The sequence below is a fragment of the Mucilaginibacter rubeus genome (assembly GCF_003286415.2).
GTDB classification, from domain to species: Bacteria; Bacteroidota; Bacteroidia; order Sphingobacteriales; family Sphingobacteriaceae; genus Mucilaginibacter; species Mucilaginibacter rubeus_A.
The window spans coordinates 6,630,058-6,655,905 of sequence record NZ_CP043450.1 but is presented as its reverse complement, the minus strand read 5'-3'; the positions used below and the strand labels follow the sequence as shown (position 1 = coordinate 6,655,905).

Here is a 25,848-nt window from a genome sequence, read left to right as displayed (position 1 = left end):
GTATAATTCGTGTTAAAATAATTATGAAAAAACTATTTCTTTTGGATGGCATGGCCCTCATTTACCGGGCTCATTTTGCTTTGAGTAAAACACCCCGGTTTACATCAAACGGGTTAAACACTTCGGCAATGATGGGGTTTACCAATACACTGCTCGATGTTTTGAAAAAAGAGGCCCCCACCCATATGGCCGTGGTTTTTGATACCGAAGCACCAACCGAACGGCATACCGATTTTGAAGGTTACAAAGCCCACCGCGAAGCCATGCCCGAAGATTTGGCAAAGGCTTTACCTTATGTTATAAAAATCATACTGGGCTTTAATATCCCGGTTATCACATCTGATGGATACGAGGCCGATGATATCATCGGTACCCTTGCCAAAAAAGCCGAGCAAAAGGGCTACACCGTTTATTGTATGACGCCCGATAAGGATTTCGGCCAGCTGGTGTCAGACAATATTTTCATTTATAAACCCGCCCGTATGGGTAACGAAATGGAGATACAGGGTGTTAAAGAAATATTGGCCAAATGGGAAATTGAGCGCGTTGATCAGGTAATAGATATTTTAGGCCTTTGGGGCGATGCGGTAGACGGCATCCCGGGCATTCCGGGCATCGGCGAAAAAACAGCCAAAACGCTTATCAAACAATACGGCTCGATGGAAAACATCTTTGACCATAGCCACGAATTGAAAGGCAAACAGCGCGAAAATGTGGAGCAGTTTAAAGATCAGGGGCTGATGTCCAAAAAACTGGCTACCATATTACTGAACGTTCCGGTTGAACTGGATGAAGAAGGTTTGGAAGTATGCGCACCAAGTAAAGAATTGTTAGAGCCATTGTTTGCTGAATTAGAATTCCGCACACTTGGTCGCCGCGTGTTTGGCGATGATTTCAGTATTACGGAGTTAAAATCGGCCGGCACACAAACTGATCTGTTTGGGGCTCCGGTAGCAACCGGACGTACTACCATGACTGTTGATGTGGAAGACATCCATGAGGACCTTACTATCGCCGCCAAAAACATCAACAATACCCCGCACGAATATCATCTGGCCGATACTGCCGAAAAACGTGCAGATCTCATTAAAATATTAGCCCAACAGCAAACTTTTTGTTTCGATACCGAAACTACCGGAACCGATCCTAATCATTGTGAGTTGGTAGGCCTGTCCTTCTCCGTTAAACCCGGCGAAGGCTGGTATGTACCGGTTTCTGCCGATCAGGTTGCTGCGCAAAACATTGCTACCGAATTTAAAGAAATACTTGAAAACGAAAACATCGGCAAAATAGGGCAAAACATTAAGTTTGATATCCTGATGTTGAAATGGTACAACATTGAGGTAAAAGGCCCCCTGTTTGATACCATGCTGGCACATTATATTATTGATCCGGATACCCGCCATAACATGGATATCCTGTCAGAAAATTACCTGGGCTATAAACCGGTGTCCATCACCGAGCTTATTGGCGCCAAAGGCAAAAACCAGGGCAATATGCGCGATGTAGAGTTTGAAAAAATAAAAGAGTACGCAGCCGAAGACGCTGACATCACCTTACAACTCAAAAATGTTTTCGAGCCGAAATTAAAAGAGGTTGAAGGCGAAAAACTGGTGAATGAGATAGAACACCCGCTGATCTATGTACTTGCCGATATGGAGTACGAGGGCGTAAAAATAGACCATGATACCCTGCGCGATTTCAGCAAGCAATTGGAAACTGACATAGCCCAGTACGAAAAAACGGTTTATGAAAAAGCAGGCGTAAAATTCAATATCGCGTCGCCAAAGCAATTGGGCGAGGTGTTGTTTGAAAAATTGTTGCTTGACCCTAAAGCCAAAAAAACCAAAACCGGTCAGTACCAAACCGGCGAGGATGTGTTGCTTTCTTTAGCCGCCAAAAGCGATATCGTGCGTGATATCCTTGATTTCCGTCAGCTTCAAAAACTAAAATCAACATACGTAGATGCGTTGCCGCAGATGGTTAACCCGAAAACCGGCAGGGTGCATACCTCGTATAACCAAGCTGTTGCCGCCACAGGTCGTTTAAGCAGCGTGAATCCCAACCTGCAAAATATCCCGATCCGCACAGAGCGGGGCCGGGAAGTGAGGAAGGCATTTATCCCAAGGGATAATAACCACACCATTGTATCTGCCGATTACTCGCAGATCGAGCTTCGCATTATAGCCGAGATTAGCAAAGATCCGAACATGATGCAGGCCTTTATCAATAACCACGATATCCATACAGCCACCGCTGCCAATGTTTACGGTATCGGGCTTGATGAGGTAACCAGCGATCAGCGCCGCAATGCAAAAGCGGTTAACTTCGGCATTATTTATGGGCAGTCGGCTTTTGGTTTATCACAAAGTTTGGGTATTCCGCGTAAAGAAGCCGCCGAAATCATAGAACAATACTTTGTACAGTTTGCAGGTATTAAACAATACATGAGCGATACCATGAACTTTGCCCGTGAAAACGGATATGTATGCACGCTGATGGGACGCCGTCGTTACCTGCGTGATATTAACTCGGCCAATGCAACCGTTCGTGGTTTTGCCGAGCGAAATGCCATCAACGCCCCAATACAGGGCTCTGCAGCCGATATGATCAAGATAGCCATGATCAACATCCATCGTGAACTAAAAGCTCAAAAACTGGATACCCGCATGACCATGCAGGTACATGACGAGTTGGTGTTTGACGTGCCGCATCATGAAGTTGAAATTGTGAAACCAATCATCATGCACAACATGAAAAACGCCATCAAAACCGAAGTACCTATCATGGTTGAAATTGGAACAGGTTTAAACTGGCTGGAGGCACATTAATTGCCCTGCCCGTAAAGGTAGATTTCTAAAATGTCATTGCGAGGAGGAACGACGAAGCAATCGCATGCTATGCAGAGCGGTTCTGCCTCTGTGCGATTGCCGCGCTGCGCTCGCAATGACATATTAAGCCATATTGCAGTTAAACCGATAGCCAAGGTGCCTAATTCATATATCCCGTCTGTTTCCAATCCCCCCTTTTACCTATCATTTTTACAACTATAACATCTTAACGATAATAATATTTCAGCGCTTTTTATCTAAATTTTTAAAAACTATATTAATTCTCATAGGTTTCTCTTTTGGTAATCTTTGCTTAAATTGAGCCAATAAAACCTGAATGAAAATATACCATTTGAGTGCTGAATGCTATCCCGTTGCCAAAGTTGGCGGGTTGGCAGATGTTGTTGGCGCATTGCCTAAGTACCAGAACCTTGCAGGTTTGCAGGCTGCTGTTGTTTTGCCTTTTTACGACCGCAAGTTTACCCAGGAAAACGATTTTGAAATTGTTTTTGCCGCGGCTACTTTACTTGGCAACCGCCGTCTTTTCTTCGAGATCCTGAAAGAAAAAACAAATAAGCTTGGTTTTGAACTTTATTTAGTGAAGATCCCAGGTTTACTTGATAGAGAAAATGTATACAGCTACCCCGATGAACGCGAACAGTTCATTGCCTTTCAACTGGCGTTTTTAGATTGGATCAGCTATTCGCAGCAAACGCCCGATTTGATCCACTGCCACGATCATCATACAGGGTTGGTACCTTTCCTGCTTTATCATTCAAAACTTTATACACGATTGGCTCATACGCCAACCGTATTTACCATACATAACGGCCAGTATCATGGTGCTTTCGGATGGGACAGGCTTTCATTGCTCCCCGAAATCGATCTTACCAAAACCGGCCTGCTGGACTGGGCGGGTGGTATTAACCCACTTGCCGCCGCGGTTAAATGCAGCTGGCGTTATACCACTGTTTCGCCAACTTACCTGCAGGAACTTACTTATAACTCAAACGGGTTAGAATACTTGTTTTATATTGAACGGGCAAAGGGCTCCGGTATCATGAACGGCATCGACACCGAGGTTTGGAACCCTCAAACCGACCCGATGATCCCAACTAAATTTTCGGCTAAAACATTGGCTAAAGGTAAAAGGGCTAATAAAGAGGCCATTTGCAAGCGCTTTGAACTTGATCCTGAAAAACCATTATTCACCTTTATTGGGCGTTTAGTTGTTGAAAAAGGTGCCGACCTGCTGCCTGCCGCAATTGAGCGCAGCCTGCTGGAGAACGAGGGCGAAATAAACTTTGTGATATTAGGGGCCGGCGACAAGGAAAACGAACTGGCGCTACTTCAACTAAAAAATAAATACCCGGAACATTGCAATGTATTTATTGGCTACGATGAGTCGTTGGCTCACCTGATATATGCCGGGGCCGATTTCCTGCTGATGCCATCACGCGTAGAGCCATGTGGCCTTAACCAATTATATGCGCTGCGTTACGGCACTATGCCTATTGTACGCACAACAGGAGGCCTCAATGATTCTGTTATTGACTTTGGCGACGAGGGCGGATATGGTATCCGCTTTGTACAAGCCAGTGTTCAGGATATTTGCCACTCCGTGTTCAGGGCCAAACAACTTTATCAGGACACTACGAAAATGCAGCTGCTGCGCAAACAAATGATGGCGCTTGATTTTTCGTGGACACGCTCAACACAACAATACATTGAACTATACGAAAGCTTAAAACTCACTATATGACATCCAAAGTAATTTCCATTGTGCTTGGTGGCGGCCAGGGCAGCCGCTTATCACCGCTAACCGCAACGCGGTCGAAACCGGCAGTACCAATTGCGGGTAAATATCGTTTGGTGGATATTCCCATTTCAAACTGTCTGCACTCGGGCATTACACGTATTTATGTGTTAACGCAGTTTAACTCGGCATCGTTAAACAAGCATATCAAAAACACTTATCACTTCAGTAGCTTTAGTGATGCGTTTGTTGATATCCTTGCGGCGGAACAAACGCCATCAAGTGTGGCCTGGTTCCAGGGTACGGCCGATGCGGTTAGGCAAAGCTTACACCATTTGGCGGTACATGAGTTTGAGTATGTTCTGATCCTTTCTGGCGATCAGTTATACCAGATGGATTTTGAAGATATGATCAACCATCATATCGAAACCAATGCCGAAATTTCAATTGCCACCATTCCGGTTGATGCAGCTGATGTTCCAGGCTTTGGTATCCTGAAAACAGACGAGAACAACATGATCACCTCGTTTATCGAAAAGCCGAAAAGCAATTTCGAAAGCTGGGCATCAGAAGTTAGTCCGGAAATGCAGGCCGAAGGCCGTGTGTACCTGGCATCTATGGGTATTTACATCTTTAACCGTAAATTGTTGTACGATTTACTTGAAGGCAACGAACGTACCGATTTTGGTAAAGAGATCATCCCGCAATCAATTGAAGGCCACCGCGTAGCCAGCTACCAATACGAAGGTTACTGGACAGATATCGGTACTATTCCTTCATTTTTTGAAGCCAACCTGGGCTTAACTGATAATATCCCTAAGTTTAACCTGTTTGATAAAAACCCGATATATACCCGTGCGCGCATGCTGCCGCCGTCAAAAATATCTGGTACGCTGATGGAAAAGTCTATCGTTGCCGACGGTTGTATCATCAACGCCAAGCAGATCACGCATTCGATAATCGGTATCCGTACCCGTATTGGTGTTAATACCATTATTGAAAACTGCTACGTGATGGGTAGCGACAACTATCAAACCCTGGAGCAAATTGCCGAATCGAAAGAAAGTGCTTCGCCAATTATGGGTATTGGAGATAATTGCCACATTAAAAACGCGATCATCGACAAAAACACCTACATAGGCGATAACGTAACCATTAACTGCGGCGAAAAGCTTGAAGACGGCGATTATGGTACACACACGGTGCAAGATGGTATTGTTGTGGTTAAGAAACGAGCTATAATACCAAGTGGCACAGTTATTTAATTAAAAAACAAGAGAAAACAATTCATAGTTAATTTGTTATAATAGGTACAAACCATTTAAAACATAATCAACTATGAAAAAGGCACTATGTATGATTGCTTTAGCAGCAATCACTTTCAGCAGCGTTTTCGCTCATGGCACATTAGTTCGCCCATCCAAAGGCGTTATGCAAACTGATACTACCAAGAAGAAATCGAAGCCTAAAAAAATGAAAAAAGATACCATCATGAAAAAAGACACCATGAAAATGAGGAGGAAATAAGTCTTTAGTCATAAGCCGGAAGTTTAAGTCCGGTTGGTATCAAACAAGAACCGCCCCGGCAAATGCCGGGGCGGTTCTTGTTTATAATCGTCATGCTGAACTTGTTTCAGCATCCCACATGCCAAGTCTACACCCTGTAATGAGAATCTGCTTCGTGGGTTCCCGAAACAAGTTCGGGATGACGTGTGTTTTACAAATCCAAAGTTTCACCAATAGCCGGCAATTTCAAATTCAAACCGGCTTTGATAAACTTCTCAGCTACCTCATCTTTATCAATTTTGATAACCGGGAACGAATCATAATGAACGCCAATAATGTTTTTGCAGTTAATGAACGCCGCGGCTTTAATGGCATCATCTGCGCCCATGGTATAATTATCGCCGATAGGCAAAAATGCCCAGTCGAGATTTTCATCGGCCAGCAGCTTCATATCATAAGTAAGCGCTGTATCTCCTGCAAAATAGATCACTTTACCTTCAGCATAAATTAAAAAGCCTGCAGGGTTGCCACCCGGTGAGCCATCGGGCAAAGTGCTTGAATGCACGGCGTTCACCATTTTAACACGACCGAAATCGAAATTAAAGCCGCCGCCAATATTCATTCCGTGTACATTTTCGATGCCTTTAGTGCCAAGCCAGCCGGCAATTTCGGCAATGCAAATTACCTTTGCGCCGCTGCTTTTAGCAATCTCCAAAAGGTCGGCCACGTGGTCGCCATGTCCGTGCGATACCAGGATGTAATCAGGTTTAATGCTGTGAATATCGATATCTTTTGCCAGTGGGTTAGGGCTTATGAACGGATCGAAAAGTAATTTCTTTCCACCGGTTACAATCTCAAGGGCGCACTGGCCATAATAAGTAGTTTTCATAGAATATTATTTTATGATCTGATCAAAAGTAAACACTTAATAACAGCGATTTGATTTAGTGGCAGAAAAGTTACAAATATGTGTTTGAACAATAAATAACAATTTTTAATTGTTCCGGAACAAGTTATTAAATACAAAAAGCCGGGTTTGCTGCAACAAACCCGGCTTTTATATCATTCGGAAAAATCCGTATTTACTTAAGTGTTATACCTGTTTTACCCATGGTACCGCCATCAGCATAAAGCATAATGGTGTAAGTGCCTTTCTGGAATGGAAGGGTTGGGTTAATCCAGTCGATGGTGTATTGTGAACCATCATCCTTAAAGTCGATTGATGTTTTGTAAGTGTATTGCAGGTCCTGGCCGTCGGCGCTGAAAGTACCTGAATCTGGTGCGGTGATCAGGTTACCGGTTGGGTCAATCACACGCACATAAATATCGTGCATTGCTTTTGTAGCCAGTGTATTGCTTGCAACTGTGAAATTGATTTTCAGTTTTTTAGCCGGGTTTGCACGGGTAACATCCACCTCTTTACCGCTGCCCCTTATCTTATAAGCTACAACATCTGATGTGGCCAGTTTAAGCGCCTGGGCAACTTTTACTTTAGCGCCAAGGTCTTCATTTTGTTTGGATAGGGTATCTACCTTTTTGGCAACCGTTGCCAGGTTTGTTTTTAAGGTGTCCCTTTCGTTGGTAAGTGAGGTGTTTTGTTTTTTAAGTTCTTCGATATCCGCGGTATATTTGGTTACAAAATAGCGGAGCTGTTTAACATCTTCCTGAACTTTTGCAAGCTCCTGTGCGGTAAGTTTACCTTTAGCCAGTTTGGCCCTCAGAACTTTAATGGTCGACTTTAACGAGTCGTTTTTTGCCGTTAACGCAGCGGTCATTTTGGCTTTGCCTGCGGTGACCTGTTCAACCTGCGATTCAAGACTGTCAAGCTCAGTTTGCAGCCTCGTTTGCTCATCATGCTGATAAACTATTTTTTTATCGGAGTTGTTTTTTTGCAGGTACAGGTACACATCGGTACCCAATAAAGCAAGTACTACTACAATAAGAAAATAAATGACGTTTGAGTTTTTCTTAGGTTGTTGTTGCCCAGATTGGTTTTCCATAGCAATTAAATGTTAAGTTTTAGCATAGTTAAGCAAGTGGTATAACAAAAGCTTAGCTATTGTGTTTGTTTTTGGCGAAATATCAACTGTTAATTGATGTAAAGCGCTATCCTGCAAGCATATACAGGTTGTTTATTTCTAATGGTTAACATAATGAACGTTAAAACAATAAAAATATGATTTAAAAAAAATTATTACATCAATTGTGTTAGGCGTGGGGCTAAAATAAATACAAAATGTTTAAAACACAATAAGGCTTCAATTTTTATACTTCATAATAAACCTGCTACGTTATGAGTTTATATCTTTGCAGCTTTCTAACTTAATATTATTTAATGCATATATACCAACGGTTCATACTCCTTTTTATACCCCTGTTTACCTGTTTATCAGTTAATGCGCAGCCGGCAGAACTTGTACCAGCCCCGGTTGACGTAAAAATGCAACCCAAGCGCGAATTCAGGGGGGTATGGATAGCTACCGTTGTTAATATCGACTGGCCAACCAATTCCAAATCGCCGTCAGAAAAGCAGAAACAGGAACTTATTGATATCTTAAACTCGCACCAGGAAACCGGAATTAACGCGGTTATGCTACAGGTAAGGCCTGCTGCCGATGCCTTTTACGCCAAAAGCCGCGAGCCGTGGTCAAAATATTTAACAGGCAAACAAGGCCAGGCCCCGAGCCCAAACTATGATCCGCTTGAGTTTGCTATTACCGAAGCGCATAAACGCGGTATGGAGCTGCATGCCTGGTTTAACCCATACAGGGCAACCTTTGATGGCAACTTTGCAGCGCTAAGTCCGCAGCATATTACTAAAATCAAACCCGAGTGGTTTTTTACTTATGGTGGAATAAAAACCTTTAACCCCGGCTTACCCGAGGTGCGCGACTATATTGTGCAGGTGATACTGGATGTTGTGGATAATTACGATATAGATGGCGTACACATGGACGATTATTTTTATCCATATCCTATTGCCGGGCAAAAAATAAACGACGACGATACGTTTAAAAAATACGGCGAAGGTTATGATAACATCAAAGACTGGCGTCGCCACAATGTTGATTTGCTGATAAAAATGATTGCCGACAGCGTGCACGCGCATGATCCCAATATCAAATTCGGCATTAGTCCGTTTGGCATCTGGGCCAATAAGGCACAAAACGAAGAAGGTTCGGAAACCAACGGCGGCTCATCTTATTATGAAAACTATGCCGATACCCGCAAATGGGTTAAAGAGGGCTGGATAGATTATATCAATCCGCAGCTTTACTGGCAGATAGGTAACCGCGCTGCCGATTTTCAAAAACTGTTAAGCTGGTGGAGCGACAATACCTATGGAAGGCACCTGTACGTAGGTCAGGCAGCTTACCGCATTAATGAACGCAAGGTGCAAGCTTTCAGAAATCCTTCACAGCTACCACAGCAAATAGGGCTGATCCGTGATAACCCGAGGGTGCAGGGCAGTGTTTATTTCAGTTCTAATTCGCTTACCAGTAACCCGCTTGGCTTTACCGATTCATTACGTGATAATTATTACCAATACCCGGCCCTGCCACCGGTAATGCTCTGGCGCGACTCGATACCGCCCAATGCCCCGCAACAGGTTACCGCTAAGGCTGTAGGCAAAAGTGTGGCTGTAAGGTGGCTTACGCCAACCTTAGCTAAAGATGAGGAACCTGTTTACGGTTACGTGATCTACCGTTTTAACGATGGTGAAAAGATAGATATCGACAATCCTAAAAATATCCTGAAAATCAAATATGACCCAACTCTGGGTTATGATGACAATACCGTTATTAAGGGTAAAACCTATTTTTATGTGGTCACGGCATTGGATAGGATGAAGAACGAGAGTGAGAGATCTCCGACTATTGCGGTTACGGTGCCGTAGAGCAAAGTTCTTTTTCATTGTAGGGCGAGACTTGTGCGATTCCCTCCCCTGGGAGGGTGTAGGGAGGGGTTTCATCGACAGCTTATTTGCTAAATGGCGTATAAACCCCTCCCTGCCATTACACAATCAGCCGCCCCCCTCCCAAGGGAGGGAATTTGAAATTCATTCAAAGCTCTATCAAACCCTTTTCTTTCAATTTATTCAGGTATATATCAATCTCCGAATCGCCCATACCAAATATGCTTTCAGCTTTCCAAAAGGCGTGGTAAATTTCGATTTTGGTTTTGGCGCCGCTATTGTAAATATCCAGGAGTCTTTGTTCGATATAAGTCAAGCCATCCGCATTGGTTTGCATACGTTTCAGGTGGGCTTTCAACGCGGGCTTAAGCAATGGGACACCGCCCCAAAAGGTATTTTCATTGAGCCATTTTTCTAATCCTGGCAGATCGTTATTAACGTATAATCTCCAGGCATCAAAGGCCAGGCCAAGCTCCCATTCGTTCAGCCGTTCACGGGCATCGTATAGCTCTTCAAACTGCTCGCCGGTTAGTTCACCAAGGCCTTTCTTATTTTCAAACTGAACACAATCTGCTAAACAGATGAGATAAATAGCCGGGGCCGACATATCGGTTTTCAGCGAGAGCATTTCCAATACGCCCAAAAGGTTCACCTGGCAGTGCAAATCAAATTCAAACCATAAATTGATCTCTTTATACTGACTGCTCAACTTGCCAAGCTCATCCAACACTTTATGCTGATAATCATCCTCGGGATCATTAAACGCTTTGCCGATCCATTCGCGGCGGGCGTTCCAGAAACTGGCCGACAAAATATCTTCCTGCAGCGGTCCTTCAGAAAACACCTCACGCCAAACCATAACATCGCCATCGAGCCCGGTTTGATCAAAGCCATCTAACGCGGCATCGCCATTTAATATGTGTAGGATAGTGTTCATAAAAGCTAAGTTAAAAATAATTAGTCCCTCGAATCTTCAAAGGACGAGTTTTTTGATTTGTGATGACAATTGAATACAAGAATTGCTGTTTAAGGTTTGCAAAACCCTGTAGTTGCGAACTACAGGCATAGTTGTCCGTAGACAGAGTCTACGGACAACTTATTGCTACAAATCCATTGTCTTAGCAAACAAAAAACCCCGCCTGGGTAGGCGGGGTTAAACATAATTAACTATTTATAACTGATTGAAAAAATCCTTGTTTATTAAGAGCAGCCCATAGAGTTGCCGCAGTTTAAGCATTTGTAGCAGGTGCCAGAACGTACTGTGGTATGCCCGCAAACGTTGCAGCTTGGCGCATCGCTTTGTACGCCCATACTAACGTCGAAAGATAAACCTTTTCTTTGAGGATTGGCAGAATTATCCAAGGATACCTGATTGTTGGTAGTTGGCTGATATACATTACTTTCGTCCGCGTTAAAAGCATCATCGTCCATTTGCGGATTGCCGAGTATAGTTCCCTCAGTTATTACATGTACAAGGTCGGTACGGTTCTGATACTCATAACCCAGCATCCGGAAAATGTAATCGATAATAGAAGTTGCGCTTTTAATGTTAGGATGGCCGATAACCATGCCCGCAGGCTCAAAACGGGTAAAGGTAAATTTCTCCACATACTCTTCAAGCGGCACGCCATACTGTAAGCCAACCGAAACAGCAATAGCAAAGCAGTTCATGAGCGAACGGAAAGTAGCACCCTCTTTGTGCATATCCACAAAAATCTCGCCCAGGGTACCATCCTCGTATTCGCCGGTTCGTACAAATACATTCTGACCGCCAATGTTGGCCTTTTGTGTAAAGCCACGACGTTTATAAGGCAGGTTCTTTTTCTCCACCACACGCGATAGCTGACGCATGAAAGCCGTATCCTTTGATTTTTCCATAATGGCCATGGCCGCTTCAATAACCTGTTCCGGGGTTAGGTCGGCAAGTTTTACGTTGGCCGCTTCGCCTAATACTTCTTCAACGGTATCCAGCTTATCATCAGCTTCCTCCTTAACATCCGATTTGGTTGACAGCGGTTGCGACAATTTACAGCCATCGCGGTAAAGCGCATTGGCTTTTAGGCCTAACTGCCAGGAAAGCTCATAGCAGTCCTTAATCTCTTCAACCTTGGCCTCGTTTGGCAGGTTGATGGTTTTAGAAATAGCCCCTGAAAGGAAGGGCTGAGCTGCTGCCATCATTTTAATATGACCATGAGCGTGGATATAACGCTCGCCTTTGGTGCCGCATTTGTTAGCGCAATCAAAAATCGGGTAATGCTGCAGCTTCAGGTATGGAGCCCCCTCAATGGTCATGGTACCGCAGATATACTCATTGGCTTCGGCAATCTGTTTTTTATTGAAACCTATGGCTTTTAATAAATTGAAATCAGCTGCGTTGTATAGCTCGGCAGCGATGCCAAGGCGTTTCAGGCATTCTTCACCCAGTGTCCAGATATTGAATGCAAAACCGATTTCAAATGCCGATACCATTGCCTTGTCCAGTTTTTCCAGTTCATTATCGGTAAAACCTTTGGCTTTAAGGGTATCTATGTTGATGTGCGGCGCGCCTTTTAAGGTTGCAGCACCCTTGGCATAATTTACGATGGAGGTAACCTCATGCTCCTGGTAACCTAAATTACGCAGGGCTTCGGCTACGGCCTGGTTAATGATCTTGAAATAACCTCCGCCAGATAGCTTCTTAAATTTAACTAAAGCAAAATCAGGCTCAATACCGGTGGTATCGCAATCCATCACCAAACCGATAGTTCCGGTTGGGGCTATAACGGTAGTTTGAGCGTTGCGGTAACCATATTTTTCGCCCATCTCAACCGCTTTGTCCCAGGCATTGCAGGCTGCTGAAAGCAGGTAGTCAGGACAGATCTTTTGATCGATACCCGGAGGAGCGATTTCCAGATTTTCGTAGTTCTCGGTTGAGTTATAAGCCGCGTAACGATGGTTCCGCATAACACGCATCATATGCGCTTTGTTATCATTATATCGGCTGAAAGCTCCCAGCTCACGGGCCATCTCGGCCGAGGTAGCGTAGGCAGTGCCGGTCATGATGGCGGTAATTGCCCCGCCAATAGCGCGGGCCTCATCACTGTCATAAGCAATGCCGCTAACCATCAGTGCCGAACCAAGATTGGCGTACCCCAAACCAAGCGTACGGTAATCATAGGATAGTTGCGCTACCTCTTTAGATGGAAACTGCGCCATCAGCACAGATATTTCCAGTACGATTGTCCACATGCGGCAGGCATGTTCAAAACCTTTTACATCAAACACACGGGTTTGCGCATCAAAGAAATGGGCAAGATTGATGGATGCCAGGTTGCAGGCTGTATTATCCAAAAACATATATTCCGAACACGGATTGGACGCGTTAATCCTGCCGCCTTCAGGACAGGTATGCCATTCGTTGATAGTACTGTCAAACTGCACTCCCGGATCGGCACAGGCCCAGGCTGCAAATGAAATATCATCCCACAGTTTTTGGGCGGATATGGATTTAACCGTTTTGCCGCTCATCCTGCTGGTTAAATTCCAGCTTGAACCGGTTTTAAGCGCATTGAAAAAACTATTAGGAATCCGTACCGAGTTATTGGAGTTTTGACCGGATACCGTGCGGTAAGCCTCACCCTCATAGTCGGAAGAATAACCAGCCGCAATCAGCGCGGCTACTTTCCTTTCTTCTTCCACTTTCCAGTTTACGAAGCTTTCAATTTCTGGGTGATCAAGATCGAGGCAAACCATTTTAGCTGCGCGGCGGGTTGTACCGCCCGACTTAATAGCCCCGGCCGCCCTGTCGCCAATTTTCAGGAACGACATCAGTCCGGATGAATATCCTCCGCCGGATAGTTTTTCGTTATCGCCACGTATTTTGGAAAAGTTGGTACCTACGCCCGAACCGTATTTAAAAATGCGCGCTTCACGAACCCAAAGGTCCATAATGCCACCTTCATTCACCAGGTCGTCATCCACAGAAAGAATGAAGCAGGCATGCGGCTGCGGGCGCTCATAAGCCGAGGTTGATTTGCTAAGTTGCTCTGTAACCGGATCAACAAAATAATGCCCCTGGGGCTTGCCTGTGATGCCGTATGAGGTATGTAAGCCGGTATTGAACCATTGCGGTGAGTTTGGCGCAGCCAATTGCCCAACAATGGTATAAACTATTTCATCATAAAATATTTCAGCGTCTTTAGGTGTGGCAAAATAGCCGTAACGCATGCCCCAGTCTATCCAGCAGTTGGCCATGCGGTGGGCAACCTGTTTAATGCTTTTTTCGGATCCCGTTGTACCGTCAGGTTGTGGCACCCCAGCCTTACGGAAATATTTTTGAGCCAGTATATCAGTAGCCACCTGCGACCAGCTTGCCGGCACCTCAACATCGTTCATTTCAAACACCGCGTCGCCGGAAGGATTGCGGATAACCGACGATCGTTTTTCATACTTAAACAGATCATAAACATTAATGCCTTCTTTGCTGAAATAGCGTTCTGCTTTGAGTCCCCTTACTCCGCTTGCCGGGGGCGTGTTCCTGGTAATGTTTTTAGCCATAGCTTTTCCTTAATTATGATAAAATTAACTGAGTAGATGCAACACTAAAAAAGGTTCAGGGGTTTTAACTCAAATCTATTAGTATGCTGAATAGCATAATAGTCGGAGTTTTCCACAAGCTGATAATAAATGAGGCGTATGAACTTTGGCTAATTTGCAGGGACTGTTTTTCAGTTGCTTACGGTGTTAATAACTAAGAATTGAAGGTGTTTTTGTTGGAGAAAGGGAAGCGTTTTTAATCATGTTCAGTGACAGTGATTTAGGGGAACATAAGCTTCATCGTTGTTGTGCGAAAAAGTTTATAAAATCGCGAATTCGACATGCAATAAAAAATTAAATCCACATGCGAGGTTTTTTTAGGTTATTTTTTGGAAAAATCGTTGATTGAGCGGCCTAAAAAGGGCCTTTTTTTTCGCTTAAAAACTACTTTTTTTTGATGTCTGGTTTAAAAAATACCTTTCATAAGCCTTTTAAAAGCCTCACAATGCAATGATAATTTTTTTTCCTTACTAAAGCAGCTAAACCAGCGCTTAAAATTTAAAGTCTTATAACACAGTAAACAAGGCGCAAATTGCCCAAAAAACAAAACTTTCCGCGCAAACGGACGTAAAAATGCGCCTATTTGATTTAAACTGATAAGTGATATGGATATGTAGCAGCTTTAATATAATTCCCTATTTTTGGAAAGTCAAAAATATTGTATTCCCAGTTGTTGCCGCTCAAAATTCCAACAGTTAGAACACGCAACACAACGCCGGAGATACGCCGAAATGGTGTAGCTGTGCTTTTGCGTTGTGTTTGGCCGTTGGAAGCCATGAGCGGGCGAAAGATAAACCACAGTTACGCCATATTTTGTTCCTTTGAAGCACTCCCAGCTAAAGGTAAGTTATATTGAAAAGATTTTGTCGCGGCCAATTACGTGCTCTGCCGATAGCTACGCTTTTTTTATGAAAATATGGGATGACAGCCTAATTAACCTCCAAGAACAGGTATATGTACTTTTTTTAAATTCAAGGAATGAAGTAATTTCATGGCGCTGTGTAAATACTGGAAGTTCAAAAGCCACAACATTTGATATAAAATTTACCCTTTCATGCGCATTAAATTGCATGGCTACAAACATTATAATTGCACACAACCACCCATCTGGAGAGCTTCGCCCATCGATAACAGACTATCAAGCTACAGAACGCTTAAAAATGGCCGCCGAACTCTTAGATATACATCTATTAGATCACTTAATTATAAAGACAAAAGGATTTTATTCTTTGATGGATAATAAAAAAGCCTCTTCAATTTGAAGAGGCTTGATATAACTTTAATTGACATATCGCTTTAAAGAATCCCTCCATAAAAGGTAACCCAGTCCATTTAGATGCAAACTATCTCCACAGTCATACAGGGAATTTAGTCCACTGCCTTTTAAAAAGGCGTTATACAAATCGATATATTCGCATTTGGTCTCAAAGGCTAACGTCTTTAATTTCAAATTCAGACTCTTAATATCGCTTAAAACTGGCGTTTTTGCTTGGTATTTATTCCAGTTGGTAGGAAATACACTTTGTAGGTAAATAGCTGTGTTTGGCGAAACAGCTTTTGTTTTCTTTATGACCTCTCGAATTTCTTCACTTACAGAATTCGGCGAAGCGCCATTTAACAAATCGTTTATACCAACCTGAATAAATATCTTTTTAGGATGTTTATCAACTATAAAATCAATCCTATCCAGTACGGATTTCGTGCCGTCCAACGCTATGCCTCTATTTTTACAATGAGCATTATGAAAAGCCTCCGCAACCTCAAAAAATTGCGTGTGACTATCACCAATAAAAACAATTGAATTACTGTCCACTTCAAATGTTCGAAATTCAGAGCTTCTAATTTTCCAAAAGATATTTTCATTTTTTATGCTGATTGGTTTAGGGGCTAAACTGTTATAAAATTGAATTTTTCTAACTAAGTAAATACCTGCTAATGGCAAACAAAGTATATTCACAACAATTGATATTATAAGCCCTTTTCTCATAAAGCAAATATAATTTTTATAGCTCGTTATACTAACGTTACTTGTTTCCATGCCTGCCACGCATTAGCATACCCGCCCCTGATATACATTGCAGCGCCACCGTCATAACTTGAAATTTCCTGTTTAGCAAAACCATTCAGCCCGGTTTTATTGGTTATCAAAAAGCCGTTGATAGGAAACCCATTATCTGTCAAACCAAAATCGTAGGTAATACCATCAGGGTAAGAATTTGGCAATGTCGATGCGGCGGGATTATTAAACCCTCTATTCGTTAGCGGATTTACTACACCAAAAGGAACTATTTTCCAAGTTGACCAACTGTTAGCATATCCGCTTCTTACATACATAATTGGGTCAGCCCCCCCAATATTCATTAAGGTTTGCTGAATACTGGTTAAGCTACTTTTGTGACTTACCAACGATCCGTTTATCGGCCATCCACCATCGGTGGTTACAAAATCATAACTTATACCGATTGGATAATACGAAAATGGTTTACTCATGGTCGGTGCAGAAAAACCGCCGTCACGCAATGGACTGTTCCTATAGTATTTAGGAAATAAAATATCATAGGTGGCGCATGCTATCAGCACTTTGAAAGATTTTGCAGGGTGTATTAACTCGTTCGGGCGGCCAGCATCGTAAGCGCTAATATAATCTTGTCCATTTCTTGCATCTTGCCACATAGCGTAAACGTCCATGTAACAGCAAGCATATTTGCGGGCAAGAGTTCTTAAACCTTTATTATATTCTTCGTTAAATATTTCTCCTTTATGACCCAAATTATCATCGGTTGTCGTGCTCATCGAACAAAGGACTATTGACAATTTTTCCTTTGTGTAGTTTGCATTTCCACGAATAGTTGATAAACCAGTGTCGATTTTATCAATTAATTGGCGCGGCGTTATTCCTGCGGTATCATTGATACCCCACCTGATAACCAAAACATCAGGATTTGCGGCCAAATCGGCAGCCAAATAAGTATCTAACCAATCCTGCGTGGTTTTTCCACCTTGACCATGATTTAGAAAGTTGATAGCCGGAATTAAATCCCTGCTGGCCAAATCTGTCATTACAATGCCAATGTTATAATTAGCTTCTTCTCCGCTTATATCCCCGAATGTTGTACTATCTCCAGTTAATACGACATTAATAGGCGTGGGCGCGGTGGTGGCGGCAGATGCTCTGTTGGCTATTAGTTTTTTGTGGAAGTATGATAAATATTCAGTCCCGAATACGTGTTGAAATTTATCCGCGTAACTATTTAATTGCTGTTTTCCTCCATTGGCGTTATTTTTCAAAATACGAACATTACCGTTTATTGGCGTTCCGTATTTATTATCATAAGCAGCGGAAACAAAAAAATCTCCGCTATCTTCAATTACATTCTCACTAAGCAATGCGTTATTTATTGCTGTAAGATCATCCGACACGCCATCGCCTACAGCGCCGTAGTCAACCCTAAAAGATTTGATTTGGCCGGAGGGCTCCGACGAGCCACCACCGCCGCCAGACGGCGCATTTATCCAGTGTGTGTCGCCGTCAGTCGCGGAGTTCTTAGCTAAAATTTGACCAGCAGCGCCACCGTTTGGAACGCCAACACCCGCCGGGCCTTGTGCTCCGTCAACTGGCGCGTTTATCCAATGCACGTCACCATCGGTATTACTGTTTTTGGCAAGTATTTGTCCGGCTGTGCCGCCTACCGGGATTTTAAACAATGCAGTTATTTGAGCCTGTAATTTACCCAGCGCCTGCAAAACGCTATCCGTGGCAGCCACGGCAGTAGATGTACCAAAACCGATACCAGTTAAAATGGAGTTTAAAACCCTTGTAACGGTAAAATACTTATTTGTTGCACCTTCGGGCACGGCATCAGTAGTACCGGGTGACGCAACGATTTGAATATAGGTTGAGCCACTCCAGCGGTATTCGTTATTGTTATCTATGGTTATATAAATTTTACCAGCTTCACCCGGTGAAGGCAATGCAGCGAAATTGGCAAACTCCAGCACGTCATCTACGTAACTGGGTAATTGATCTGCCGAAACTTTACCCGTTTCATCTAACCCGGCGTATCCATTGGCTACGTTTTTGTTTGCCACGTTTTCGGCTGTGTATCCTATACCTCCGCTTTCTGCCAATTCATTGATTTGGAGTTGCAAATCTTCATCCGCCGCCGCTCTGGTAGTTGCTTCGGTTTGCAAATCTTCGGTTGCCGCCTTTCCTGCTAATGTATTAGATAGGTTGGTGATCTTGCTTACTGGTATCGAATCTTCGTCTTTATGCCAAAAGCTGTCGATAAGCGAAGCAAATTGCCCCGCCGTTGGTTTTGCACCTCTTAAAAAAAAATTCTTTAATGCGTCTCTTGTCGCCATCTCTCTGTTATTTAGGGGTATTAAATTTGAAATTAAAATGTGCCTGGGATTGGTTCAATCCACATACCTGTTATGTAAGGGTTCACTATCTTCATTGGCGCTGGGTTTGCGCTACCTGTTTTGGCCGTTCTGCCAAAAATCTTTGCCCAAAGCCCCCTTCCGCTACCGCCACTTAATCTGTTATCTTCAATGAGCGTCCCGGTCTGGTCTGTGATAGAAACGTATTGTTCGTGGTCATGCTCAATAAGATTTTCCAAAGCCATAGTTACCGTCTTAGAACCGCCCGGCGCGCCTACTGTTGCAAAATCGGCATCATCTGGGTTGTAGTGCATCGGTAGACGGCCGCGCCAGCCTTCAACCTCCCGCCAGCCTGTTGGTATAGCTTCTTTAGTGCCTTTCCACCAGACCATACCACCAACGCCAGCAAATGGCCTTAAAAGCCCCTCTACGCGATCAAGCCGCGCCAGTACTCCTTCGGTTGTATTTCGTTTAAAGTTCGCCCATAACATCGCTGTAGTGCCGTCATCACCAAACCTTGCCGCACGCACATACTTTACAACGCGCGGTTGGTTATCCTGAAATACAACTGTGGTAGCGTTTTCCTGAATTATAACTTTGGTTTGCTTAACACCACCAACAAACGGCAATATTTCGCCATTGATAACTACCACGCCATCGCTTACGCTTGTGCCCGCAGCATCACACCCGGAAAGGATTGCAAGAGGCCCGGCCAGCGCTGCCGTTTGTGCGGCAGTACCGATACAGTCCTGTATAAACTTCATTACTCCCTGATCAAACGGAAAGCCCCCCGGCTGTGTAAAATCATATCTGTTCATATTGTCCTGTATATTAAAAATCGTTTAGAGGCCAGCTTGTAATATTTCACTTTGGCTTCCATTTCTATTAAATCCTGATTGCTTAATGTGATTGCTTCGGGCACATTTACTATAAAATCTACCCCGGTGTCTGCGTAATCACCTTCATTGTGTAAAGGCACGCTGCCTAAATAAAGCGGCTTGTTTTCGTCTGGTTGAAAAATGTAAATCCTGTCAAACGCAAAGCCGTCATCTATGTAAATGCGCCGCTCTATGTTATCAAACCTATCGTTGAGCATCGCTTCAAGGCTAAACACGCGGCTGTCATGCAATACGTTGTACAGATCGGCGGAGCGCTTGGCTAAAAAGATATTATACATGATAACCACGGGCGTACACAATGCCCGCAGCCATGCAAATAACTTTGCCTTACGCTTCCTCATAGGCAGCATAAGCATTACCCACCTGTCATAATTGATATTAAACATAAGGCACGTAGGTTATAGTAAATCCGCCATCAGTAACCCGCAGGTATCCGGCATCTGGGATGTACCTTTCGTTAATTTCTTCAAATGGCCTTAAACCATATTGCGCCTGTGCGCTGGCAAGGGAAACCAGTTGCACACCATCAACAAGCTGTATCGCATCTGACAATCTTGTTTTGGCAAACTCCCCGTTAAATTGCAGGTTCTTTAAATAGTTATTAACAGCATCAATAACAGGCGCTGTGCTGGCCGCGTCTATTCGCTCTCCAGCGGCGTTTAAAACAAGGGGGTCGTAATAGATGCTCAAAACAAGTTTTAAGCCATCAGGCGGCAGGCTATCAATATTTACACGCACTCCGGCATCTTTACAACTTTTGATGTAAGCGACAAACGAAAGTTTTTCCTGATCTGTTAACTGTGCATAGTCATCATCAATCAGTTTAACAACTTTCATTCTCAAACTGCCGTCATCGTTTTCAACTACAGCGGCCTGCTCGATTATCTTTTGCGCGGCGATTGCAGCATCGTCTAACCCTACGTTTGCATATTTGTCACTATCTGGAATTAAAGCCTGTCCATATTGAAAGCGCAACGCTAAATCACGATACCAGCGTAATGTATGCGGCTTTAGTAGGGCCAGCAAAGCTTCGATGGCGGCACGGTGCTTATCAAAAAGCGTGTCAAGCGTCCAAATTACAGATGCTACGATGTAAGCCCAAAGCTTGTAATCCGCTACGGCGCTTGTGCTGTTTAGTTCGCTTAATTTTTCATCGGCATAAACGCGGTTAATTATTTGCTTATACCAGTAATCTATCGTTTGTGCCATTAGGAAACTATAAAGTCGTATTCAATTGCCCAGAATTCCACGCCCTCTGGTAATAGCGCCTCCAGTTCTGTTGTGGCAGATGCCGGAGAAATTTTGTATTTCCTGAAATAATCCGCTACGTCTTGTACAGCGATGGCCGGGGCGGTAACAATTGTACCCGGTTTAACTTCGTCGGTAACGTCAATGCCCATTAATTCGGCGGCCTCAAAAATGCTATCAAGCGTACCGCCGCACTGAATAGCAATATCATGCGGTGTTTGCCTGGCTTTTATTTCAACTTGCATAATCAGCGTCTATATTGAGTTTACCGCTTACAAAGCCCATCCCGTTTACCTTCATTCCATCCGCGCTATATTTAATGCGGATTTCGCGGAGCAAATCATCTGTGCTATCATCGTTTAAAAACCTTGATAAACCGACCGTTGCGGTAGGCGCTTGTTTATATTCGCCGGGGTCTGATAGCAAGATCTTTTTTTGTTGTTGTTGATTGCTTTCTCCCTTCGCAAAGTCACCTCCGGCAAACAGACAATCGCCGTCCTCATCTTCTAAATAATCAATCATTCTATTTTGCCGTTAAATGTGCCGACTACTGGATTAGTGCCAGCGGTTAAACCATCTATGTAAATCACAGCGCCAGACTTTACAAACGTTTCTATAGCGCTTACGAAAGCATTTAAAAAAGTCTCCAGATTTTCTTCGGCTGTCCCTGTATCGTTCTGGGAGGCCTCGTATAAATCTTTTAAATCCTGCTTAAGCTTTACCGTATTTAAACTCATTTTAAAAGGTTGTTAACTCTGGTTAAAAGCTGTTTTAAAGCGGCTGCGTCTTTCGCTGCCGCAATTGTCAAAACGGCGGCGATCAAATCCGTTAAAATATTTTTTAGCGTTTCGTCGCCTTTACTTATCTCAACGCCTCCAGTGTCAATGGCTACAGATGTAGTGCCCACGGTTACCCGCCAATCCGTTATTACATCGCTGGCGATAATTATAAAATCATCAACGTCCAATTTTGCTACAAGCACAGCCGAACCAACCGAGGGCAATACGTCGACACTGTGCGAATTACTCACTATGGCACGTAGCCTGATATTTGGTAATTCTATGCCGTCCAGATCAATTGTGCAGGTATACGCCTCGTTATCCACATCTAAAACAGTTGCGTCATAGATAGCGGGAGGGCCTCCGGCGTGGGCGGCCTCCAAAAAGTCTTCGCGCAGTTTTCTTAGTTTTTCAGACATCTAAACGATACGTTATTTCGGTTTTGCGGCGTGCACCACGAACACCGAATGTTACTTCTATACCGGGCACGAAGTATGTACCCGCACGCGCCCCGTCAAATCTTTTATCTATGATTGTACCTTTCCATCCCGGCTGGCAGTAAGGTTGTAAAAAGCCGGTAATTGAGCCTTCGTACCCATCATACTTAAGCCGCTTTAAAAAACCGTCTGCCTTCGTTTTAAGGTAGTTTTCATCATTGCTAAACGGTATTATTCTTTCGTAAATAGAGCCGTTTAGGTCGCCAGCTTCATATAAAATATGTTTCCCGTTTTTACCTTTTGTTTTAAGGCGAACGCGCACCAGATTATCTTTAGCCAGCCTTTGTTTTAAATCTTTTTGGTTGGCGGCGCAGTTATATCCAATGCTATATTTAACCTCTGCCAGTGTACCCGTTTGGCCTGCGGCGGTATTTGTAGTACGTCCTTCTTGAATGCCAACATAGAGCACATTATCATCAAAGTACACAGTAAGCAGCATACGTTTTTGAAAGTCCTCCAACACCTTTAAACCATTCTCATTTTTTATGTAATAATTGGTTAGTTTAATGGTTGGAATATCCGGGCTAAGTACTATATCCGTGCCTTGAATTATTCGCGCTAAAACCTCTTTTACTGTGGTAGGTTTGCTCCAGCTTGCCAAAATATTTTGGTTGCGAAGCTGCCACGCATACCCCTCAATCTCGATACTTACCGGAGTGGTTAGGTTAACCCTACGGACGAACCCGCGAAACTCATTGCGCAAATCGCCATTATATCCGAGGTCTATACTCACTTTGTCGCCTTCGGCAAATAGCTTCCCGGTTTGCACGCTGGAAACTGGTAAATTTTGTACCGCTTCCTGCACACCCAGCCCTACAACATTCAAGGCGCTATTTATGGTGTTTTTAAGTGAAACAATACGCCCCAGCCCCGGTATTTTTAGCACGGCTGTGCTTACAATCATGTTAACGTTTTTCTTAATCGTTAACTCAATTACACCGCCCCTGAAAGTGTATTTACCAATCTTAATTACGCTGTTTAATACAAACGCCATCAGTCTACGTATAAAGTAAAAATGGTATCGCTTTTCATTGCGAGGGTGAAATCTCTAACACCTATTACCTTTGGTTTTTCCGGCAATTGCATGTCCTTAATCAGAACATAATCGCTGTCATGCAGGAAAATGTCAGTATAAGCAGATTTAAGCCTTACAGGCTTATTGTATACAAATACATCATTCAGCATTTTAATTTGATCGTCTGGAAACTGATTGTTTATACCGATCAAAAAGCCTTTGATTGTAATTTCGTATGGCCTATTTCCTACAATCTCGTTAATGTCGCCGTCCAGTTCGGTCATGAACTCTTCAACAATGGTTTTAGCCCGGCGAATACCTACCACGGTATAAGGGAAAACATAATCTACGCCGTCTACCTCGATAGTAACAGGGCAAAACACTTCGTAGCCCAGTGTATCGGCAGCGCCATAAAGCGCCTGCCCATATAGGTTAGTTGTTTTTCGGGCGTTCGCGCCGATCTGTGGCAACTCTGCTGGCTGTATGGTGTCTGGCAGACCCGCAATTTTCGCGGGCTTGTAACCATGTACCTGCTCGAAAAGCTCTTTTAAATCAAATGCGGTGTTTAATGTTGCTATTGCCATTAGTTAGATGGTATCATTGAGCCGCCAGAGTTTACAACCTGATTGAACATATCAATAAACATTTGCTCAATCTGATCTTTACCCTCACGTAAGTTTGTTGTATGGATTGTTATTTGATCGATGCCCTGTTTAGCTATCTGAATGGTGATGTTACGCACTCCGCCGCCAGATATGCCCTTTGCGGTATCGGCTACGCCTTCAGGTGCTCCAGTGCCAGCGCCTTTGGCTTTTGGGTCAAATTGTTGGGTCATCCAGTCCATTGCAGAACTGGCAGCTTTTTTATTGAATTTTAAACCAACCTGCGACCACCCGGCAGCTATGGCGCTCTTATTTTGATTGTAGGCCGCCAAGTTATCAGCCTTTTGCATGGCTCTCTCCTGCCTCAACTTGTCAATCTCTCTACTGGCATCGGTTTTTATCTCCATTGTAAGCGCTTTGCCCGCTCCGGAAAAATCGCCGCTCATAGCCAGTTTTAGCGCCGTTATAGCATTGGACACCATGCCAGTTACTTTTTGGAAGATGTCTTTTATCTTCAGAAAGAATAAATTTCCAGTGAAAAGCACCCCTTCAAAAAAGTCTTTGAATGATATTCCCACATTGCTACAAAAAGCCTTGATGATAGTCCAAAGACCGTTGATGCTTTTACCCCAACCATCAAAAGCCTTTACAACCCACACCACAGCGCCAACAACTAACCCAATAAGAGCAACAGGCCAGTAAGCGGCTACCGCCAATATTCCTTGCCAGATGGCCGCCCTTTTCGTGTAAATTGTGTAGATACCCCAAGCCAGCGTCATTGCACCAATGGCAGCCGCAATACCATACATTAAAGGCTCGTTACCCATTAGCCCGGATAATATTGTAGTAACGCCACCCAAAACAGGAAGCAACGCCGTGCCAATTGTTCCCGCTGCCGTACTCAACGCCCCGGTAAAAGCCATCCATTTACCTGTTGGCGTTTCGCCCATTTTTTTCATGCCATCATGAAAGCGGCCCATCGGCCCGGTAGCATACTGGAAAGCGCCAATAATGTCCATAGCGCTTATTTTACCTTCGGACATTTCCTTTTTCAACACCGCCATGCTTTTGCCCGTCTTTTCGGCCATAGCTTGCAAAGGGTTAAATCCGGCGTTTATGTACTGGAGCAAATCTTGCCCAGTAAGTTTTCCGCCTGCCTGGGTTTGTGCAAGCGCCAACGTTAAGCCCTGCATTTTCTCCTTATCGCCCATAGCAACATCACCCAACATTTTAAGCTCTGGCATGATGTTTTTTGCAGCTACCCCAAAACCTAATAGGGTTTTAGCTTCGCCAAAGGTTTCATTACCGTATATGGTATCATTGGCAAAGCCCATCAAATTACCGTGCAGCTTATTGCCCTGTTGCTTTCCCGCCATAACCTCAAAGCTTGTCCCGGCCATTTGCCGTTCCATGCCAGCTTTAAGCGAGGTAACGAGGCCAGCCCCGGCAAGCGCCAAGCCTCCGAGCACCAAACCAGTGCCAACCATGTTGCCGCTACGTGACCGCCCGCGATTTTCCAAAGCGTCACGCCTGTTCTCCAGACGTTCAATTTCGCGGTTGGCGCGTTCAATCTGGCGGGTATCCAGCGAAATGTTACGCGTACGGGTTAACTCATCTATACGGCTATTTAACTGATCTATTGAACTGCCAACGGTGCGCATGCGGTTAGTTACCCGGTTTAAAGAACCTTCGGTAGTATTAGCAAAACGCTGCATTTGGCCAGATGCCAAATCCTTAATTTTTACCAGAAATTCTACAATATTTGCCATTACATGCGGTTGTTTGCTTTGGCTTCTTGAAGCCTAATATCTTCTACTTGCTTGTACACCTCCGCCCAGCGTTCG

General features: G+C 43.9%; 22 protein-coding genes. 6 read left to right on the top strand and 16 right to left on the bottom strand.

What is annotated here, in order from left to right; all coding sequences use genetic code 11:
- Positions 1-23 precede the first annotated feature (23 nt).
- From polA to DEO27_RS26970, 4 genes are all read left to right on the top strand, one after another.
- The gene (gene polA / locus DEO27_RS26985) at positions 24-2,831 is read left to right on the top strand and encodes a DNA polymerase I (RefSeq protein WP_112571506.1); all 2,808 of its coding nucleotides are present in this window, start codon (positions 24-26) and stop codon (positions 2,829-2,831) included.
- Positions 2,832-3,168: 337 nt separating this feature from the next.
- Positions 3,169-4,593: a glycogen synthase gene (locus tag DEO27_RS26980; RefSeq protein ID WP_112571508.1), complete on the top strand. Its 1,425-nt coding sequence runs from the start codon at positions 3,169-3,171 to the stop codon at positions 4,591-4,593.
- A complete protein-coding gene (locus DEO27_RS26975) occupies positions 4,590-5,852 on the top strand; it encodes a glucose-1-phosphate adenylyltransferase (RefSeq protein WP_112571510.1) in 1,263 nt (420 codons plus the stop codon). Before DEO27_RS26980 ends, DEO27_RS26975 begins: the two co-directional genes overlap by 4 nt.
- Before the next feature lie 73 nt (positions 5,853-5,925).
- Positions 5,926-6,114: a hypothetical protein gene (locus tag DEO27_RS26970; protein WP_112571512.1), complete on the top strand. Its 189-nt coding sequence runs from the start codon at positions 5,926-5,928 to the stop codon at positions 6,112-6,114.
- 190 nt (positions 6,115-6,304) lie between these two features.
- Here DEO27_RS26970 and DEO27_RS26965 read toward each other — a convergent pair whose 3' ends face one another.
- Both DEO27_RS26965 and DEO27_RS26960 read right to left on the bottom strand, forming a co-directional pair.
- Entirely contained in the window at positions 6,305-6,982 is a 678-nt protein-coding gene (locus DEO27_RS26965) for a metal-dependent hydrolase (RefSeq protein ID WP_112571514.1), read from the bottom strand.
- A 193-nt stretch (positions 6,983-7,175) separates the two neighbouring features.
- Complete coding sequence (locus tag DEO27_RS26960; protein WP_112571516.1) at positions 7,176-8,093, bottom strand: hypothetical protein; 918 nt, start codon at positions 8,091-8,093, stop codon at positions 7,176-7,178.
- A gap of 335 nt (positions 8,094-8,428) precedes the next feature.
- Here DEO27_RS26960 and DEO27_RS26955 point away from each other — a divergent pair, with 335 nt between their 5' ends.
- Positions 8,429-9,991 carry a glycoside hydrolase family 10 protein gene (locus DEO27_RS26955; RefSeq protein ID WP_112571518.1) on the top strand — a complete coding sequence of 521 codons (1,563 nt, stop codon included), beginning with the start codon at positions 8,429-8,431 and terminating at the stop codon, positions 9,989-9,991.
- Between the two features lie 166 nt (positions 9,992-10,157).
- Here DEO27_RS26955 and DEO27_RS26950 read toward each other — a convergent pair whose 3' ends face one another.
- Together DEO27_RS26950 and DEO27_RS26945 are read right to left on the bottom strand one after the other, a co-directional pair.
- Complete coding sequence (locus DEO27_RS26950) at positions 10,158-10,946, bottom strand: DUF1835 domain-containing protein (protein WP_112571520.1); 789 nt, start codon at positions 10,944-10,946, stop codon at positions 10,158-10,160.
- A 263-nt stretch (positions 10,947-11,209) separates the two neighbouring features.
- Positions 11,210-14,545 carry a vitamin B12-dependent ribonucleotide reductase gene (locus tag DEO27_RS26945; protein ID WP_112571522.1) on the bottom strand — a complete coding sequence of 1,112 codons (3,336 nt, stop codon included), beginning with the start codon at positions 14,543-14,545 and terminating at the stop codon, positions 11,210-11,212.
- A 947-nt stretch (positions 14,546-15,492) separates the two neighbouring features.
- On the opposite strand from DEO27_RS26945, the gene DEO27_RS26940 reads away from it, so the two are divergent.
- Positions 15,493-15,846: a JAB domain-containing protein gene (locus tag DEO27_RS26940; RefSeq protein ID WP_149301886.1), complete on the top strand. Its 354-nt coding sequence runs from the start codon at positions 15,493-15,495 to the stop codon at positions 15,844-15,846.
- Positions 15,847-15,863: 17 nt separating this feature from the next.
- Here DEO27_RS26940 and DEO27_RS26935 read toward each other — a convergent pair whose 3' ends face one another.
- From DEO27_RS26935 to DEO27_RS26880, 12 genes are read right to left on the bottom strand one after another with little or no spacing between them, the layout of a single operon-like run.
- Positions 15,864-16,571 carry a GDSL-type esterase/lipase family protein gene (locus DEO27_RS26935; protein WP_190295254.1) on the bottom strand — a complete coding sequence of 236 codons (708 nt, stop codon included), beginning with the start codon at positions 16,569-16,571 and terminating at the stop codon, positions 15,864-15,866.
- Between the two features lie 26 nt (positions 16,572-16,597).
- Positions 16,598-18,946, bottom strand: a complete 2,349-nt coding sequence (locus DEO27_RS26930; RefSeq protein WP_112574863.1) for a GDSL-type esterase/lipase family protein — start codon at positions 18,944-18,946, stop codon at positions 16,598-16,600.
- Positions 18,947-18,978: 32 nt separating this feature from the next.
- The gene (locus DEO27_RS26925) at positions 18,979-19,782 is read right to left on the bottom strand and encodes a hypothetical protein (RefSeq protein ID WP_112574862.1); all 804 of its coding nucleotides are present in this window, start codon (positions 19,780-19,782) and stop codon (positions 18,979-18,981) included.
- Entirely contained in the window at positions 19,779-20,249 is a 471-nt protein-coding gene (locus tag DEO27_RS26920) for a hypothetical protein (RefSeq protein WP_112574861.1), read from the bottom strand. Before DEO27_RS26920 ends, DEO27_RS26925 begins: the two co-directional genes overlap by 4 nt.
- On the bottom strand, positions 20,242-21,072 hold the full coding sequence (locus DEO27_RS26915; RefSeq protein ID WP_112574860.1) for a nucleotidyltransferase: 831 nt from the start codon (positions 21,070-21,072) through the stop codon (positions 20,242-20,244). Before DEO27_RS26915 ends, DEO27_RS26920 begins: the two co-directional genes overlap by 8 nt.
- The gene (locus tag DEO27_RS26910) at positions 21,072-21,356 is read right to left on the bottom strand and encodes a hypothetical protein (RefSeq protein WP_112574859.1); all 285 of its coding nucleotides are present in this window, start codon (positions 21,354-21,356) and stop codon (positions 21,072-21,074) included. Before DEO27_RS26910 ends, DEO27_RS26915 begins: the two co-directional genes overlap by 1 nt.
- Positions 21,346-21,633 (bottom strand): oxidase, encoded by a 288-nt coding sequence (locus DEO27_RS26905; RefSeq protein WP_112574858.1) that lies wholly within the window; start codon positions 21,631-21,633, stop codon positions 21,346-21,348. Before DEO27_RS26905 ends, DEO27_RS26910 begins: the two co-directional genes overlap by 11 nt.
- Complete coding sequence (locus DEO27_RS26900; protein WP_112574857.1) at positions 21,630-21,848, bottom strand: hypothetical protein; 219 nt, start codon at positions 21,846-21,848, stop codon at positions 21,630-21,632. The genes DEO27_RS26905 and DEO27_RS26900 overlap by 4 nt, the downstream gene beginning before the upstream one ends.
- The gene (locus tag DEO27_RS26895) at positions 21,845-22,309 is read right to left on the bottom strand and encodes a hypothetical protein (protein ID WP_112574856.1); all 465 of its coding nucleotides are present in this window, start codon (positions 22,307-22,309) and stop codon (positions 21,845-21,847) included. The genes DEO27_RS26900 and DEO27_RS26895 overlap by 4 nt, the downstream gene beginning before the upstream one ends.
- Positions 22,302-23,381 (bottom strand): hypothetical protein, encoded by a 1,080-nt coding sequence (locus tag DEO27_RS26890; protein ID WP_112574855.1) that lies wholly within the window; start codon positions 23,379-23,381, stop codon positions 22,302-22,304. The genes DEO27_RS26895 and DEO27_RS26890 overlap by 8 nt, the downstream gene beginning before the upstream one ends.
- Entirely contained in the window at positions 23,381-23,986 is a 606-nt protein-coding gene (locus DEO27_RS26885; RefSeq protein ID WP_112574854.1) for a DUF6046 domain-containing protein, read from the bottom strand. Before DEO27_RS26885 ends, DEO27_RS26890 begins: the two co-directional genes overlap by 1 nt.
- On the bottom strand, positions 23,986-25,773 hold the full coding sequence (locus tag DEO27_RS26880) for a tape measure protein (protein ID WP_112574853.1): 1,788 nt from the start codon (positions 25,771-25,773) through the stop codon (positions 23,986-23,988). Before DEO27_RS26880 ends, DEO27_RS26885 begins: the two co-directional genes overlap by 1 nt.
- Positions 25,774-25,848: the final 75 nt, after the last annotated feature.